Below are 17,424 nucleotides of genomic sequence, written 5' to 3'. Positions count from 1 at the left end.
TAGTCGGAGCAACTTTTAAATTTATAAGGATTATAATGAACTACTTACGTACTTACGGTGACTTTACCTGGTTTATGACTAATTTTTTATTCTGGATAAGTTTTTGTTTTTACTTTTAAACCGAAGATATTTTGTTCAATGGTAATAATTTTTTTTGACTTAACAAACTTTACCAGCTGTTGTATATCTATTCGTTCTTCTTGATGAAGGGGAACGGTAAGGATATCTCCTTTTTCAAGTGCAGGAACTTTATTGGACCAGTACTTACTAGAGCTGAGTAAATTTACTTCCTGTTCCCAAGCCTTTTTTTGCAATTCAATAGGAAACTCATAATCTATTGTTCTAAACCAAAGTGGTCTTTCTCCTATCGCTTGTTCAAATCTTTCAACTTCTTTTTCAAACAAAGTTGGATTTTCTATATAAGTTGCTCCACTTGTACCTAAAAGACTAATGGGTACGTTTTTTTCTTTCATGACTTTTATAATGTCCTCAGAGCGTTCGATCCATTCAATACTTATAAAGAAATGCGGATAAGGAGCTTGTAAGTCATTTACAAACTTTTCTATATCATCCTTTCCAAAAGTTAAATCAACCGTAATAGTATTCCCATATGATCCTTTCGAAATAACAGTAGGCTTTTCCGTAAGCTGAAATACAGGGAGCAGCGAGGATAGATTTTTTGGTACATTAAATAAAAACAATCCTAAGACAATCAATAAACCAACTAGTAAAGCTTTTGTTTTCAAAGAAACACACACCTTTTCAAATCGTTTTAATTAATTTTATGATTTAGTGTTGACATTAATGTTAAAAAGATGTTAAGATACAAAGGTCGCTGAAACAAGACGACAACTTAAACAATATGAACATTGAAAACTGAACATGCAAAACGTTAAGACATACAGCTTATCAGCTAACTTTGTTAGTCTGATAGCAAAACAATTTTGACATCATTTAATGATGATGCCAGCAAAACAAATGAGCTTTTAAACTAGTTCTATTCGCTGGATGACGAGACGTAGTGCAGTGCGAGGAAGCAATCGAGAGAGGGAAGGAACGTACTAACGTACGTGACTGACCGAACGAGTGAAGCTGACAAAGCAATGTGCTGCGTAACGTCATCCAGATCTTATGGAGAGTTTGATCCTGGCTCAGGACGAACGCTGGCGGCATGCCTAATACATGCAAGTCGAGCGAATGACGAAGAAGCTTGCTTCTTCTGATTTAGCGGCGGACGGGTGAGTAACACGTGGGCAACCTGCCCTGTAGATTGGGATAACTCCGGGAAACCGGGGCTAATACCGAATAATCCATTTCCTCACATGGGGAGATGTTAAAAGACGGCATCTCGCTGTCACTACAGGATGGGCCCGCGGCGCATTAGCTAGTTGGTGAGGTAACGGCTCACCAAGGCGACGATGCGTAGCCGACCTGAGAGGGTGATCGGCCACACTGGGACTGAGACACGGCCCAGACTCCTACGGGAGGCAGCAGTAGGGAATCTTCCACAATGGACGAAAGTCTGATGGAGCAATGCCGCGTGAGTGAAGAAGGTTTTCGGATCGTAAAACTCTGTTGTGAGGGAAGAACAAGTACGAGAGTAACTGCTCGTACCTTGACGGTACCTCATTAGAAAGCCACGGCTAACTACGTGCCAGCAGCCGCGGTAATACGTAGGTGGCAAGCGTTGTCCGGAATTATTGGGCGTAAAGCGCGCGCAGGCGGTCCTTTAAGTCTGATGTGAAATCCCACGGCTCAACCGTGGAAGGTCATTGGAAACTGGGGGACTTGAGTACAGAAGAGGAAAGCGGAATTCCAAGTGTAGCGGTGAAATGCGTAGAGATTTGGAGGAACACCAGTGGCGAAGGCGGCTTTCTGGTCTGTAACTGACGCTGAGGCGCGAAAGCGTGGGGAGCAAACAGGATTAGATACCCTGGTAGTCCACGCCGTAAACGATGAGTGCTAAGTGTTAGGGGGTTTCCGCCCCTTAGTGCTGCAGCTAACGCATTAAGCACTCCGCCTGGGGAGTACGGTCGCAAGACTGAAACTCAAAGGAATTGACGGGGGCCCGCACAAGCGGTGGAGCATGTGGTTTAATTCGAAGCAACGCGAAGAACCTTACCAGGTCTTGACATCCCGCTGACCGGCCTAGAGATAGGCTTTTCCCTTCGGGGACAGCGGTGACAGGTGGTGCATGGTTGTCGTCAGCTCGTGTCGTGAGATGTTGGGTTAAGTCCCGCAACGAGCGCAACCCTTGATCTTAGTTGCCAGCATTCAGTTGGGCACTCTAAGGTGACTGCCGGTGATAAACCGGAGGAAGGTGGGGATGACGTCAAATCATCATGCCCCTTATGACCTGGGCTACACACGTGCTACAATGGACGGTACAGAGGGTCGCAACCCCGCGAGGGTGAGCAAATCCCATAAAACCGTTCTCAGTTCGGATTGTAGGCTGCAACTCGCCTACATGAAGCCGGAATCGCTAGTAATCGTGGATCAGCATGCCACGGTGAATACGTTCCCGGGCCTTGTACACACCGCCCGTCACACCACGAGAGTTTGTAACACCCGAAGTCGGTGGGGTAACCCTTACGGGAGCCAGCCGCCGAAGGTGGGACAGATGATTGGGGTGAAGTCGTAACAAGGTAGCCGTATCGGAAGGTGCGGCTGGATCACCTCCTTTCTAAGGATAATATCGGAATACGAATCTTTATTCGTATCTTAACGTTTTGCAGTTCAGTTTTGAATGTTCATTTTATATGAAGATTCTATACTTGCTCCTGCGATTTTTCGTCGCAAAGTGAGCAAACCTTTGTTCTTTGAAAACTGGATAAAACGACATTGAAACAATAAACAACAAGAAATTCTGTTGTGATTATTTACATAATTACAACGTGTAAGACTTTTTAACTTTTAGGTTAAGTTAATAAGGGCGCACGGTGAATGCCTTGGCACTAGGAGTCGACGAAGGACGGCACTAACACCGATATGCTTCGGGGAGCTGTAAGTGAGCTTTGATCCGGAGATTTCCGAATGGGGAAACCCACTGTTCGTAATGGAGCAGTACATTTGCGTGAATACATAGCGCATCTGAGACACACCCAGGGAACTGAAACATCTAAGTACCTGGAGGAAGAGAAAGAAAAATCGATTCCCTGAGTAGCGGCGAGCGAAACGGGAATAGCCCAAACCAAGAGGCTTGCCTCTTGGGGTTGTAGGACACTCTACATAGAGTTACAAAGGAATGAGTTAGACGAAGCGATCTGGAAAGGTCCGCAGGATAGGGTAAAAGCCCCGTAGTCCAAAATTCATTCTCTCTTGAGTGTATCCTGAGTACGGCGGAACACGTGAAATTCCGTCGGAATCCGGGAGGACCATCTCCCAAGGCTAAATACTACCTAGTGACCGATAGTGAACCAGTACCGTGAGGGAAAGGTGAAAAGCACCCCGGAAGGGGAGTGAAATAGATCCTGAAACCGTGTGCCTACAAGTAGTTAGAGCCCGTTAATGGGTGATAGCGTGCCTTTTGTAGAATGAACCGGCGAGTTACGATTACATGCAAGGTTAAGTTGAGAAGACGGAGCCGCAGCGAAAGCGAGTCTGAATAGGGCGAATGAGTATGTGGTCGTAGACCCGAAACCAGGTGATCTACCCATGTCCAGGATGAAGGTAAGGTAACACTTACTGGAGGTCCGAACCCACGCACGTTGAAAAGTGCGGGGATGAGGTGTGGGTAGCGGAGAAATTCCAATCGAACCTGGAGATAGCTGGTTCTCTCCGAAATAGCTTTAGGGCTAGCCTCAAACGTTAGAATCTTGGAGGTAGAGCACTGTTTGGACTAGGGGCCCATCCCGGGTTACCGAATTCAGACAAACTCCGAATGCCAATGATTTATGTTTGGGAGTCAGACTGCGAGTGATAAGATCCGTAGTCAAGAGGGAAACAGCCCAGACCACCAGCTAAGGTCCCAAAGTATTTGTTAAGTGGAAAAGGATGTGGCGTTGCTTAGACAACCAGGATGTTGGCTTAGAAGCAGCCATCATTTAAAGAGTGCGTAATAGCTCACTGGTCGAGTGACGCTGCGCCGAAAATGTATCGGGGCTAAACAAATCACCGAAGCTGTGGATTGATACCTTTGGTATCAGTGGTAGGAGAGCGTTCTAAGGGCGTTGAAGTCAGACCGGAAGGACTGGTGGAGCGCTTAGAAGTGAGAATGCCGGTATGAGTAGCGAAAGACGGGTGAGAATCCCGTCCACCGTATGACTAAGGTTTCCTGAGGAAGGCTCGTCCGCTCAGGGTTAGTCGGGACCTAAGCCGAGGCCGATAGGCGTAGGCGATGGATAACAGGTTGATATTCCTGTACCACCAAACCACCGTTTGAGTAATGGGGGGACGCAGAAGGATAGGGTAAGCATGCTGTTGGTTATGCATGTCCAAGCAGTAAGGTGTGAATGTAGGCAAATCCGCATTCTATAACATTGAGCTGTGATGGCGAGGACGTATGTCCGGAGTTCCTGATTTCACACTGCCAAGAAAAGCCTCTAGCGAGGTGATAGGTGCCCGTACCGCAAACCGACACAGGTAGTCGAGGAGAGAATCCTAAGGTGAGCGAGAGAACTCTCGTTAAGGAACTCGGCAAAATGACCCCGTAACTTCGGGAGAAGGGGTGCTCTTTTGGGTGCATAGCCTAGAAGAGCCGCAGTGAATAGGCCCAGGCGACTGTTTAGCAAAAACACAGGTCTCTGCAAAACCGTAAGGTGAAGTATAGGGGCTGACGCCTGCCCGGTGCTGGAAGGTTAAGAGGAGTGCTTAGCGCAAGCGAAGGTGCGAATTGAAGCCCCAGTAAACGGCGGCCGTAACTATAACGGTCCTAAGGTAGCGAAATTCCTTGTCGGGTAAGTTCCGACCCGCACGAAAGGCGTAACGATCTGGGCACTGTCTCAACGAGAGACTCGGTGAAATTATAGTACCTGTGAAGATGCAGGTTACCCGCGACAGGACGGAAAGACCCCGTGGAGCTTTACTATAGCTTGATATTGAATTTTGGTGCAACTTGTACAGGATAGGCAGGAGCCTTAGAGCCCGGAGCGCCAGCTTCGGAGGAGGCGTCGGTGGGATACTGCCCTGGTTGTATTGAAATTCTAACCCATACCCGTAACCCGGGTAGGAGACAGTGTCAGGCGGGTAGTTTGACTGGGGCGGTCGCCTCCTAAAGTGTAACGGAGGCGCCCAAAGGTTCCCTCAGAATGGTTGGAAATCATTCGAAGAGTGTAAAGGCAGAAGGGAGCTTGACTGCGAGACCTACAAGTCGAGCAGGGTCGAAAGACGGGCTTAGTGATCCGGTGGTTCCGCATGGAAGGGCCATCGCTCAACGGATAAAAGCTACCCCGGGGATAACAGGCTTATCTCCCCCAAGAGTCCACATCGACGGGGAGGTTTGGCACCTCGATGTCGGCTCATCGCATCCTGGGGCTGTAGTCGGTCCCAAGGGTTGGGCTGTTCGCCCATTAAAGCGGTACGCGAGCTGGGTTCAGAACGTCGTGAGACAGTTCGGTCCCTATCCGTCGTGGGCGTAGGAAATTTGAGAGGAGCTGTCCTTAGTACGAGAGGACCGGGATGGACACACCGCTGGTGTACCAGTTGTTCTGCCAAGAGCATCGCTGGGTAGCTATGTGTGGACGGGATAAGTGCTGAAAGCATCTAAGCACGAAGCCCCCCTCAAGATGAGATTTCCCATTACGCAAGTAAGTAAGATCCCTCAAAGACGATGAGGTAGATAGGTTCGGGGTGGAAGCGTGGCGACACGTGCAGCTGACGAATACTAATCGATCGAGGACTTAACCAAATTTGTTTAACGTAACAATGTCGTTTATCCAGTTTTGAGTGAACAAACACTCTATATATGAGGGTTTCAAGACACGAGTAATTCGAGGAAACAATTGAGAGAAAGAAGGAACGTACTAACGTACGTGACTGACAGATCGAATGAAGTTGACAACGCAATGCGCCGTATATTGAAAGCCGAATGAGTCTAGTGATGATGGCGAAGAGGTCACACCCGTTCCCATACCGAACACGGAAGTTAAGCTCTTCAGCGCCGATGGTAGTTGGGGGTCTCCCCCTGTGAGAGTAGGACGTCGCTGGGCACCAAAGAAAAAGTCGTTACCGAGAAATTGGTAGCGGCTTTTTTTGTAAAAATAAATAAGCCGTAGGCAGTCTTTCTCTATAAAGAAGCATGCGAGAAAGTAGAGGGGCAAAGAGTTCAAGGAAGCAAACGAGAGAGACTCGGAGCGTATAACATACGCGAGAATTGAACGAGAGCGGCTGACGAAGAAATCTGCTGACCATCTGCTTTCGCAGCCCCGGACACGGAAGTAAAGCTCTTGCGCCGATGGTAGTTGGGGGTCTCCCCCTGTGAGAGTAGGACGTCGCTGGGCACCAAGAAAAAGTCGTTACCGAGAAATTGGTAGCGGCTTTTTTTGTATAAATAAATAAGCCGTAGGCAGTCTTTCTCTATAAAAAAGTATGCGAGAAAGTAGAGGGGCAAAGAGTTCGAGGAAGCAAACGAGAGAGACTCGGAGCGTATAACATACGCGAGAATTGAACGAGAGCGGCTGACGAAGAAATCTGCCGACCATCTGCTTTCGCAGCCCGAACACGGAAGTTAAGCTCTTGCGCCGATGGTAGTTGGGGGTCTCCCCCTGTGAGAGTAGGACGTCGCTGGGCACCAAGAAAAAGTCGTTACCGAGAAATTGGTAGCGGCTTTTTTTGTATAAATAAATAAGCCGTAGGCAGTCTTTCTCTATAAAAAAGTATGCGAGAAAGTAGAGGGGCAAAGAGTTCGAGGAAGCAAACGAGAGAGACTCGGAGCGTATAACATACGCGAGAATTGAACGAATGCGGCTGACGAAGAAATCTGCCGACTCATAGGTTTTATATAGAGTATTTATCATAATTACGCTATGATAAGATCGTTGTTAATCCCTAAACTGCTCACCAAGGCACTTATTTCTCATCACATTAGTAGAGTGCTTACATACATAAGAAAGAGTACAAAATTAAAAAGAATACTTTTTTTCAATTCTTCAAATACAGACTTGAATTTTTAAGAAGAGTTGCTATAATTATATTTGTACTTTAAATAGGTATACGTTCCGAAGTAGCTCAGTGGTAGAGCAATCGACTGTTAATCGATCGGTCGTAGGTTCGAGTCCTACCTTCGGAGCCATTTTTTTGTCTTTGCTTCCATAGCTCAGTAGGTAGAGTGCTTCCATGGTAAGGAAGAGGTCACCGGTTCAAATCCGGTTGGAAGCTTCACTACAAATTATTTAAGGAAAAAACTTGTCTTAATGTCAGATATATGATATTATAGTTCTTGTCTGGTTTTTACATAAATGAGGAATAGTTTCACTTGAATGAATAATAGTAGTTCGAGATGGAAAGCTATACTGTACCAGCATTCATAAAACCCAGGAGGATTAGCTCAGCTGGGAGAGCATCTGCCTTACAAGCAGAGGGTCGGCGGTTCGAGCCCGTCATCCTCCACCATTATATTTATACGTAGCTTTGGAGGGGTAGCGAAGTGGCTAAACGCGGCGGACTGTAAATCCGCTCCTTAGGGTTCGGCGGTTCGAATCCGCCCCCCTCCACCAGTTTATTGGGGTATAGCCAAGCGGTAAGGCAATGGATTTTGATTCCATCATGCCCTGGTTCGAATCCAGGTACCCCAGCCAATCGTTTTTAAATTTCAAATAGCATGGGGCCTTAGCTCAGCTGGGAGAGCGCCTGCCTTGCACGCAGGAGGTCAGCGGTTCGATCCCGCTAGGCTCCATAAATAGTATAGTTAAACTCTTTCAATCAAAAGTTGAAAGAGTTTTTTTGTATAAAAAATGCTTTTCAAAATAGAGTAGTTTCCTTTATGATGAAATAAAAAAGTGAGGTGTACGATTTGACTGAGACATTAATCTATGGGGATGTGACTTTACGCCCGCTTCTAGTTTCAGATTGTGAACTATTGTGGGAACTTTATGAACCAGGGATATTTGAATTTATGTTAAATAGGATTGAAAGCAAAGAACAGCTAGAAAAGTGGTTGTATGCTGGTATTCATCAAATGAATGTGGATAGCACTGCTTTGGCATTTGTAGTTGAAAATACAAACACAAAAGAAATTATGGGGACCACTCGTATTTATGCGATGGATCAGTCGAATAATAGTTGCGAGATAGGTTCTACTTTCTATGGAAAACAATATCAGCGTACACATGTAAATACAACCTGCAAGTATATGTTGTTAAAGTATTGCTTTGAGCAAATGGGTATGATTCGAGTTCAGTTTAAAACAGATGAATTAAATCTATCCTCTCAACGGGCAATCGAACGAATTGGCGGCGTAAAAGAGGGTATACTGCGTAATGAACGAATACGATCTAACGGGTCTGTTCGAAATGCGGTTGTATACTCTATTATTGAAAGTGAATGGTCGGAAGTGAAATACAAGCTTGTTCAATTAATGAATAAATATTCGTAATTATGCTTGGTTGAGCCAAACACCCTTTAGCATTTACAATGGGAGTAACAACTTAAGGGGGTATAAAATAATGAGTAAATTAAACATTTCAATTATAGGGGTTCCAATGGACCTGGGTCAAAATAGACGAGGCGTCGATATGGGACCAAGTGCAATACGATATGCGGGTGTAGTAGAAAGACTTCAAGAGCTTGGGCACTCCGTAGATGATGTTGGGGATATTGCGATTGGAAGAAGAGAGACATCTCAAAACACGAAATTACGTAATCTAGAAGAAGTAGTTGCAGCGAATACAATACTTGCTAATAGAGTTCATGATATTATTGGAGAAGGTAATTTTCCGATAGTACTTGGTGGTGATCATAGTATTGCTATAGGAACACTTGCAGGGTTAGCAGATCGTTATGACAACCTAGGAGTCATTTGGTATGATGCTCATGCCGATTTAAATACAGCTGAAACATCGCCTTCTGGAAATATCCATGGGATGCCACTTGCTGTAAGTATTGGCTTAGGTCATGAAGCGCTTGTGAATATTCGAGATTTTGCTCCGAAGATTAAACCAGAGAATGTCGTGATTATTGGTGCTCGTTCGGTTGATCCGGGAGAACGAGATCTTATTAAAGAAAAAGGGATTAAAGTATTCTCTATGCATGAAATTGACAAGCTTGGAATGTCGGAAGTAATGACTCAAACAATTCAGTATTTCAAGGATCGTAAAGTTGATGGGGTTCACCTTTCACTCGATTTAGATGGTTTAGATCCTTTATATACACCTGGGGTAGGAACTCCAGTAGCTGGAGGTATTACATACAGAGAAAGTCATTTAGCGATGGAAATGCTATATGCTTCAGAGATGGTTACTTCAGCTGAATTCGTAGAAGTAAATCCAATTCTCGATGAAAAAAATAAAACGGCTGATGTAGCGGTTGGATTAATGGGTTCACTATTAGGGGAAAGTCTTGTCTAAAAATTTTTTTTGTAATTAATAGTGCTCAAAATAGAAAGTTAAAACAAGTAAGGTATATCTTTGATAAGAAAAAGCGGACATCCAGTCTGCTTTTTTCTTTTTGAAAATCCACACAAAGATGGAAATGTTTGATAATATTAAGATATACAAAAAAAATGAAACCTGTTGATACCTTCATACGTATAGGTAAGACAGCCGCATGGAGCGGGGGCGAAATACACGATGGATGCGTTAGTGAACAAACGAATAAAACAGATATTAAAAGGCGATAAAGACGCATTCGCGGAGATTGTCGACCTGTATCAGCATAGGTTATATCAAGTATGTTATAGGATGCTTGGTAACCGTCACGAGGCAGAGGATATAGCTCAAGAGGCATTTGTCCGTGCTTTTATTAATATTCATACGTTTGATCAAAAAAGAAAATTTTCAACTTGGCTGTATAGAATTGCGACAAACTTATGTATTGATCGTATTCGGAAAAAGAAGCCGGACTACTATTTGGACGCTGAAGTAAGAGGTACAGAAGGTCTTGATATGTACTCACAAATAGCAACGTCTGATGAACTTCCTGAAGAAGAACTCATGAAGCTGGAACTACAGGACCGAATACAGTATGAAATTAGTAGACTTCCTGATAAGTATAGATCCGCTATCGTATTAAAATATATGGAAGAATTATCTCTGCAAGAAATAAGTGAGATATTAGATCTGCCACTTGGAACAGTTAAAACAAGAATTCATAGAGGACGAGAAGCGCTTAGAAAACAGCTAAGCAGACAGCCTCATATCTAAAATAGGAGGGAATCAAGATGAATGCATGTCCAGAACGAATTGTTCACTTTATGCACGAATATTTAGATGGTGAAATCAGCCGTGAACATGAGCTGGAACTTAAATCTCATTTGCAATCATGCGAAGCCTGTCAGGCACATATGCATGAGTTAAGTGATGTTGTTGCTTTCGTCAAAGGGGCTGCTCATATAGAAGCGCCAAATGATTTCAATCATTCTGTTATAGCTAGGTTACCGAAAGAAAAATCCCACGAAGGAGTAAGTAAATGGTTGCGACGTCATCCAGTACTTACAGCTGCTGCAATGTTCTTATTATTGATGAGTAGTGCACTTTTTACGAATTTTAATGATGAACAGCAGTTCTCCTTTACAAAACAAGAAAACGTTCTAGTAGAAGGAGAAACGGTTATTATACCTGAAGGACAAGTCGTTAAAGGTGATTTGGTTGTTCGAAACGGGGATGTTCAGATTGATGGAGAATTAGATGGAAACCTAACCATTATTAATGGTACTGCATATATGGCTTCAACCGCAAATATTACTGGCACTAGTGAGGAAATCAATGAAGCCTTTGACTGGCTATGGTACAAAATCAAAGATGGTGCAAAGGAAGTCGTTTCATTCTTTGAAAAAGATGAGACTAAATAACAGTAAGTCTATCCATATATATTTTGGGTAGACTTTTTTGATTCCAAAAGCGAGGGATTTTCGTAATTATGTTATACTTATCTAGAATGGATAAGTGATGAAAAGTGGGGGATGCCACATGTCGTTTATGGAGCAATTTACAGACCTAATGCCAGTAAACGTTATTGTAAATATTTTGGATGTCTTATTTGTATGGTTTGTTATTTACAAAGTTATTACCTTGATAAAAGGAACTAAAGCAGTTCAATTATTAAAAGGAATCTTTGTCATTGTCATTGCACGTGTTGTGACGGACTTTTTTGGCTTAAATACACTTGATTGGCTGTTGGATCGAGTAATTGAGTTTGGATTTTTAGCAATCATTATTATATTCCAGCCAGAAATAAGAAGAGCACTTGAGCAGATTGGTAGAGGTAAGTTATTCTCTAGAAGCACAATGCAATTGGAAGAAGAGCAAGGTCGCCTTATTACTGCGATGACGAAATCGATTAGTTATATGGCAAAAAGACGAATCGGAGCACTCATCTCCATAGAGAGAGAAACTGGTTTGACAGATTATATAGAAACGGGGATCCCGTTAAACTCCTATATTACATCAGAGCTTCTTATTAATATATTCATACCGAACACTCCACTACATGACGGAGCCGTTATTATAAAAAAAGATACCATTGCTTCAGCAGCCTCTTACTTACCTTTATCAGAAAGTCCTTTCATATCGAAAGAGCTAGGTACGAGGCATCGAGCTGCAATTGGCTTGAGTGAAGTGACGGATGCTATAACGATTGTTGTATCAGAAGAAACTGGTGCGATTAGTTTAACCTCCAATGGAGATTTACGAAGAGATTTATCGATAGCAGAATTTGAGTCCCATTTAACTCGCCTTTGGTTCCCGAAGGAGGAGCAGGTAACTTCTTCTAAATGGCTATGGAGGGGGAAACAAAATGGATAAGATGATGAACAATCCCTGGTTCTTGCGAATAATTGCATTAGTATTAGCAATTGCACTTTTTATAAGTGTGAGAAGTGAATTGGAAAGTGATAATACAAATGCAAGCAGCAAGGATGTTGATGTTATTCGTGATATACCTCTAGAGGTTTATTATGACGATGATAACCTAGTAGTTACCGGACCACCAAAGACAGTTAACGTCAACGTAGAGGGGCCAAGACAATTGGTGTTATCGGCAAAACTAATGAAAGACTTTAAAGTATTTGTAGATCTTAGAGATCTAACTATAGGTACTCATCGGGTCCCGATAGCTACGGAAAACTTCCCAGAAAATTTAAATGTTCGAACAGATCCGGTTTATGTCGATGTTGTAATTGAAGAACGTATTTCTCGAGAGTTTAGTGTAGAAACGGATATGAATGAAAGCCTATTAGCTGAAAATTATGTAGTGAAGTCATATGAGGTAAAACCACAAAAAGTAACAGTAACAGGAGCAAAAAGTGTTATTAATAGCATAGGTTATGTAAAAGCTACTATTTCAGGAGACCAAGGTATCAACAAGTCCTTTGAACAAGAAACGACTGTCAAAGTACTCGATCTTGACTTAAATAAGCTAGACGTCATCGTTGAACCAAATTCTGTTCAAGTAAGTGTAAAAATAGAAGAGTATAGTAAAGAGGTACCGATAGCTCTAGTGAAACAAGGTAAACCCAAAGAAGGGGTCACCGTAAATGGTCTAACTACAAAAACAGATGCAATTCGATTATATGGACCTAAATCAGTACTTGATAAAATAGATCAGCTAAATGTCGATGTAGATATAAGTAAAATGGAAAAATCTGGTAGCTTTAATATGAAATTAGCTTTACCAGAAGGAGTTACAAAAATATCAAAAGAGACAATAGAGATTACAGGAGACGTTACACTTGCTCCTGACTCTGAAACGGAAGAGGCAGATGAACAGGAAGAGCCAGTTTCCACAATTACAGAAAAGTCATTTGACCAAGTGCCGATTAATGTAAGAGGGTTGCCAGATAGGCTGGTAAGTAATTTTCAAAAACCATCAGACGGCATTGTCTCGGTTGTTGCTAAAGGAACAGCAGAGGCTTTAGACAAGGTTCAATTAAACAATTTTTCTGTATATGTAGAAGCAACTAATTCGGAGGTGGGAGAAAGTGTTCTTCCAATCCAAATAGAGGGTTCATCTGAAATAGAGTGGGAAACTTCTGAACAAGAAGCAGTCCTTACGGTTAAAGAAGCTTAATAGGTTGTACAACAGGTTTTTAAGGAGAGAAGAATAAATGGGAAAATATTTTGGTACAGATGGAGTTAGAGGCGTTGCAAACTCAGAGCTAACACCAGAACTTGCATTTAAATTAGGTAGAGTTGGTGGATTTATACTAACGAAGGAAGTAACAGAACGTCCGAAAGTATTGATTGGTCGGGATACTCGTATATCTGGTCACATGCTAGAGGGTGCACTTGTGGCTGGCCTTTTATCCGTAGGGGTTGAGGTAATGCGTCTAGGAGTTGTTAGTACACCTGCAGTAGCTTATTTAACTAGAGCAATGAGTGCAAGTGCTGGTGTGATGATTTCTGCCTCTCATAACCCTGTGGCAGATAACGGTATTAAATTCTTTGGCTCAGATGGATTTAAATTAACTGATGGACAAGAGGAAGAAATTGAGCAGCTATTAGATAGTGATATAGATGAATTACCACGTCCAACCGGAGCAGGTGTCGGAACGGTATCTGATTACTTCGAAGGTGGTCAAAAATACATTCAGTATTTGAAACAAACCATAGATGAAGAATTTGTAGGGATCCATGTAGCCCTGGACTGTGCAAATGGTTCAACATCGTCTCTTGGAACGCACGTATTTGCTGATTTAGATGCCGACTTATCTACAATGGGATCTTCACCAAATGGATTGAATATTAATGATGGCGTCGGTTCTACACATCCAGAAAACTTAGCGAAGTTTGTTCTAGAAAAAGGAGCAGATGTTGGGCTTGCTTTTGACGGAGATGGAGATCGTTTAATTGCGGTAGATGAAAAGGGACAAATTGTAGATGGTGACCAAATTATGTATATTTGTGCCAAACATCTTCATGCAAATGGACGTCTAAATAACGGGACAGTTGTTTCCACTGTAATGAGTAATATGGGCTTCTACAAAGCATTAGAAACACAAGATATGACGAGCGTAAAAACTGCTGTTGGAGATCGATACGTAGTAGAAGAGATGAAAAAGAATGGCTTTAACCTAGGCGGGGAGCAATCAGGACATATTGTTTTCCTTGATTATAATACAACGGGTGATGGTTTATTAAGTGGTTTACAGCTCGTGAATATTATGAAAATAACAGGTAAAAAACTTTCTGAGCTTGCTGCGGAAATGACTATCTATCCACAAAAGCTTATTAATGTACGAGTTACGGATAAGCACGCGGTAACGGAAAATGAGAAAGTGGCAACTATTATTAGTGAAGTAGAAAGTGAAATGGCTGGTAATGGTCGTGTCCTTGTACGTCCATCTGGTACAGAGCCGTTAGTTCGCGTAATGGTAGAAGCAGCAACCGAAGTGGAATGTGAAAACTATGTAAACCGAATCGTTGAAGTTGTAAAAGCTGAAATGGGTTTAGAAGAATAAGTTTAGAAAACCGACATATTTAGTATGTCGGTTTTTTTATGTAATCTGCTATCCCATCGAGTGGTTTTAGAACAACGGATCAAGGCAAAGGTGCCTTTAACTTCATTCTTTCAACGCTTTTCGATAACAGGATTTAGGTCAGTCCATGAAATACTATATCTAGAATTTACTTGTGTATTTCTAATGTTTACTAGAGCAAGTTTAGTGGAATAGTAAGAGAGAACAAACAATTAAGGAGTGAGGAAATGGCTAAAGTAGCAACATTAATCACAAATATGTTTGAAGACGTGGAATACACAGGTCCAGCACAGGCACTAAATGATGCAGGGCATGAGGTATTTGCTATTGAAAAAGAAGCAGGCAAAGAGGTAACAGGTAAAAACGGAGAAGCCACGGTGAAAATTGATTATGGCGTTGACGAAGTGAAACCTGAAGAATTTGACGCATTATTTATACCAGGAGGATTTTCACCGGATATTTTACGAGCAGATGATCGTTTTGTTCAATTTGCTAAGTATTTTATGGATGAGAAAAAACCAGTGTTTGCAATTTGTCACGGCCCACAATTACTCATCACTGCGAAAACATTAGATGGTCGAGACGCGACTGGATATAAATCGATTAAAGTAGACTTAGAAAATGCAGGGGTAAAATTCCATGATGAAGAAGTATTCGTTTGCCAAAACCAGTTGGTGACAAGTCGTACTCCAGATGATATTCCGGCGTTTAATAGAGAAATTGTTAAGCTATTAGGCTAGTTAAGCATCAGTCGGATAGCACATATATTAAAGTTAATCAAAATTTAAATGGATAAATTAAATAAGAGCATCTTCTAATTTTTAGAGGGTGTTCTTTTTTGAATTGCGAGAAAATTCATATATATTTTCTGAGTTTCTTTTATTATACTTAAGAAATCAAACCATACCTGTTAGGAAGGTATAAAAGGGAGTTATTATGGATTATTTACATCACCCGTTTCAAGGAAAACGTCATACGGTATTTGCGAAAAAGGGAATGGTTGCAACCTCCCAGCCTTTAGCAGCACAGGCGGGAATGGATATATTAAAAAAAGGCGGGAATGCAATTGATGCGGCAATTGCTACGGCAGCGGCACTTACTGTCGTAGAACCCACCTCTAACGGAATCGGTGGGGATGCTTTTGCGTTAGTATGGACAAAAGACAGGCTCTATGGGTTAAACGCTTCGGGTCCAGCACCACAATCTATCTCTATCGACGCGATAAGAGAAAAAGGGTATGACAAAATACCTGTTCACGGAGTTATTCCTGTGACCGTGCCAGGAGTTCCTGCTGCTTGGGCTGCATTGTCAGAAAGATTTGGGAAACTTTCACTTCAAGAAGTTTTAGAGCCTGCTATTCAGTATGCAGAGGAAGGGTATCCGTTAACTCCGATACTAGGAAAGTACTGGAAGCTTGCCTATAACAGATACAAAGCTACATTTACTTCAGAGGAATTTAATGCCTGGTTTGAAACCTTTGCACCCAATGATCGTGCTCCAGAAATAGGGGAGATGTGGAACTCACCAGATCACGCCCGTACTCTCCGAGCGATAGGAGAAACAAATGCTCGTGATTTTTATGAAGGTGAAATTGCAGAGAAAATCGATGAGTTTATGAGAAAGCATGGAGGTTATTTATGTAAAGATGATCTTCGTACATATAAGGTAGAATGGGTAAATCCTATTTCGGTCAATTATAAAGGTTATGATGTATGGGAAATCCCGCCGAATGGGCAAGGAATGATTGCATTAATGGCGCTCAATATATGCAAAAACTTGGCGGAACCAAAATGGCAAAGTATGGAGACACTTCATCATCAAATAGAAGCTATGAAGTTGGCTTTTACAGATGGTCAGGCATTTATAACAGATGTTGCTGAAATGCAGATTAGTGTAGAGCAGCTGTTATCAGAGGAGTACGCCAAAAATAGATCTAATGACATAAATGAAGAAGCAGCAAATCCAGAAATATATGACATCCCTAAAGGTGGGACTGTATATTTAGCTACTGCTGATGAAGAAGGTAATATGGTTTCTTATATCCAAAGTAATTATATGGGATTTGGTTCAGGAATAGTTATACCCAAAACAGGTATTGCCTTGCAAAATAGAGGACATGATTTTTCTTTAGAAGCGACTCACCCAAATGTGTTAAAACCAGGAAAAAGAACATTTAATACTATCATTCCAGGCTTCCTAAGCAAAAATGGTAAGGCAGTGGGTCCTTTTGGTGTAATGGGAGGATATATGCAGCCACAAGGACATTTCCAAATCGTGACGAATACAGTAGATTACCTGTTAAACCCACAAGCTGCACTAGATATGCCTCGGTGGCAGTGGATGAAGGGAAAAGTAGTTCATGTAGAACCGGAATTCCCAAGCTACCTTGTACAAAGTCTTATAGGTAAAGGGCATCAAATTCAAGTTGCTTCTGATGGTGGTAGCTTTGGTAGGGGGCAGATTATTTGGAGAAATGATGAAACAGGAGTTCTTCAAGGAGGAACCGAGTCTCGTACAGATGGATCAATTGCAGTTTGGTAAGTAATTTTGTCACTAGAGGGCTATTACTTTTGTAGTGGTCCTTTAAGTTGATTAAAACCCCCTGCACTCATTAAATTGACGAGCATACTATGAACATATATAATGTAGAAGTTGCCAATCTAGTATTGGTAGCCGCGTAGAAATGGAGGACAGGTAACGCGTAAAACACAGAAAACAATTATAGCGCCAGAGCTGAAGAAATTGGACGGAAAATCATCTTCAGCAGACGAGGTGGAGGTTATCGAAATTTCGGCGGATGCCTCCCGACCGTATTTGCCCGGTTGTTATTCTTTTTCATAAAACATTCGAGTGATCGG

10 protein-coding genes, 6 tRNA genes and 3 rRNA genes are annotated in these 17,424 nt (G+C 42.3%); 18 read left to right on the top strand and 1 reads right to left on the bottom strand.

The window, feature by feature from the left end; all coding sequences use genetic code 11:
- Window positions 1-86: 86 nt before the first annotated feature.
- Window positions 87-746, bottom strand: coding sequence for a hypothetical protein (locus MKY60_RS19915; protein WP_093495431.1), 660 nt, complete (start codon window positions 744-746; stop codon window positions 87-89).
- Window positions 747-1,128: 382 nt separating this feature from the next.
- Here MKY60_RS19915 and MKY60_RS19910 point away from each other — a divergent pair.
- The 18 genes from MKY60_RS19910 (at window position 1,129) to MKY60_RS19825 (ending at window position 17,107) form a co-directional block, all read left to right on the top strand.
- Window positions 1,129-2,683 (top strand): 16S ribosomal RNA (locus MKY60_RS19910).
- Window positions 2,684-2,916: 233 nt separating this feature from the next.
- A 23S ribosomal RNA gene (locus tag MKY60_RS19905) occupies window positions 2,917-5,845 on the top strand.
- Window positions 5,846-6,030: 185 nt separating this feature from the next.
- Window positions 6,031-6,146, top strand: a 5S ribosomal RNA gene (gene rrf, locus MKY60_RS19900).
- Together the 16S, 23S and 5S rRNA genes form the textbook arrangement of a ribosomal RNA operon.
- A gap of 1,007 nt (window positions 6,147-7,153) precedes the next feature.
- A tRNA-Asn gene (locus tag MKY60_RS19895) sits at window positions 7,154-7,228 on the top strand.
- Window positions 7,229-7,241: 13 nt separating this feature from the next.
- Window positions 7,242-7,314: transfer RNA gene (locus MKY60_RS19890), tRNA-Thr, on the top strand.
- Window positions 7,315-7,472: 158 nt separating this feature from the next.
- A tRNA-Val gene (locus tag MKY60_RS19885) sits at window positions 7,473-7,548 on the top strand.
- Between the two features lie 20 nt (window positions 7,549-7,568).
- Window positions 7,569-7,652: transfer RNA gene (locus MKY60_RS19880), tRNA-Tyr, on the top strand.
- Window positions 7,653-7,658: 6 nt separating this feature from the next.
- A tRNA-Gln gene (locus tag MKY60_RS19875) sits at window positions 7,659-7,733 on the top strand.
- Window positions 7,734-7,758: 25 nt separating this feature from the next.
- A tRNA-Ala gene (locus MKY60_RS19870) sits at window positions 7,759-7,831 on the top strand.
- Between the two features lie 108 nt (window positions 7,832-7,939).
- Window positions 7,940-8,530 carry a GNAT family N-acetyltransferase gene (locus MKY60_RS19865; protein ID WP_241598237.1) on the top strand — a complete coding sequence of 197 codons (591 nt, stop codon included), beginning with the start codon at window positions 7,940-7,942 and terminating at the stop codon, window positions 8,528-8,530.
- A gap of 70 nt (window positions 8,531-8,600) precedes the next feature.
- Entirely contained in the window at window positions 8,601-9,500 is a 900-nt protein-coding gene (rocF, locus tag MKY60_RS19860) for an arginase (protein WP_090565746.1), read from the top strand.
- A gap of 222 nt (window positions 9,501-9,722) precedes the next feature.
- Window positions 9,723-10,295 carry an RNA polymerase sigma factor SigW gene (gene sigW / locus MKY60_RS19855; protein WP_090565748.1) on the top strand — a complete coding sequence of 191 codons (573 nt, stop codon included), beginning with the start codon at window positions 9,723-9,725 and terminating at the stop codon, window positions 10,293-10,295.
- A 17-nt stretch (window positions 10,296-10,312) separates the two neighbouring features.
- On the top strand, window positions 10,313-10,942 hold the full coding sequence (locus MKY60_RS19850; protein WP_090565750.1) for a zf-HC2 domain-containing protein: 630 nt from the start codon (window positions 10,313-10,315) through the stop codon (window positions 10,940-10,942).
- Between the two features lie 118 nt (window positions 10,943-11,060).
- Window positions 11,061-11,894, top strand: a complete 834-nt coding sequence (gene cdaA / locus MKY60_RS19845; RefSeq protein ID WP_090565752.1) for a diadenylate cyclase CdaA — start codon at window positions 11,061-11,063, stop codon at window positions 11,892-11,894.
- Window positions 11,887-13,158: a CdaR family protein gene (locus tag MKY60_RS19840; RefSeq protein WP_340930999.1), complete on the top strand. Its 1,272-nt coding sequence runs from the start codon at window positions 11,887-11,889 to the stop codon at window positions 13,156-13,158. Before cdaA ends, MKY60_RS19840 begins: the two co-directional genes overlap by 8 nt.
- A 37-nt stretch (window positions 13,159-13,195) precedes the next feature.
- Window positions 13,196-14,548 (top strand): phosphoglucosamine mutase, encoded by a 1,353-nt coding sequence (glmM, locus tag MKY60_RS19835; RefSeq protein ID WP_340930998.1) that lies wholly within the window; start codon window positions 13,196-13,198, stop codon window positions 14,546-14,548.
- Between the two features lie 245 nt (window positions 14,549-14,793).
- A complete protein-coding gene (locus MKY60_RS19830; RefSeq protein ID WP_090565758.1) occupies window positions 14,794-15,306 on the top strand; it encodes a type 1 glutamine amidotransferase domain-containing protein in 513 nt (170 codons plus the stop codon).
- Window positions 15,307-15,502: 196 nt separating this feature from the next.
- Complete coding sequence (locus MKY60_RS19825; protein ID WP_093496729.1) at window positions 15,503-17,107, top strand: gamma-glutamyltransferase family protein; 1,605 nt, start codon at window positions 15,503-15,505, stop codon at window positions 17,105-17,107.
- Window positions 17,108-17,424 lie beyond the last annotated feature (317 nt).

It is taken from the genome of Psychrobacillus sp. FSL K6-1415 (genome assembly GCF_038003185.1).
Classification (GTDB): Bacteria; Bacillota; Bacilli; order Bacillales_A; family Planococcaceae; genus Psychrobacillus; species Psychrobacillus psychrodurans.
Note: the sequence above shows the minus strand (reverse complement) of the source record. Positions and strands in the feature narration are given on the sequence as shown.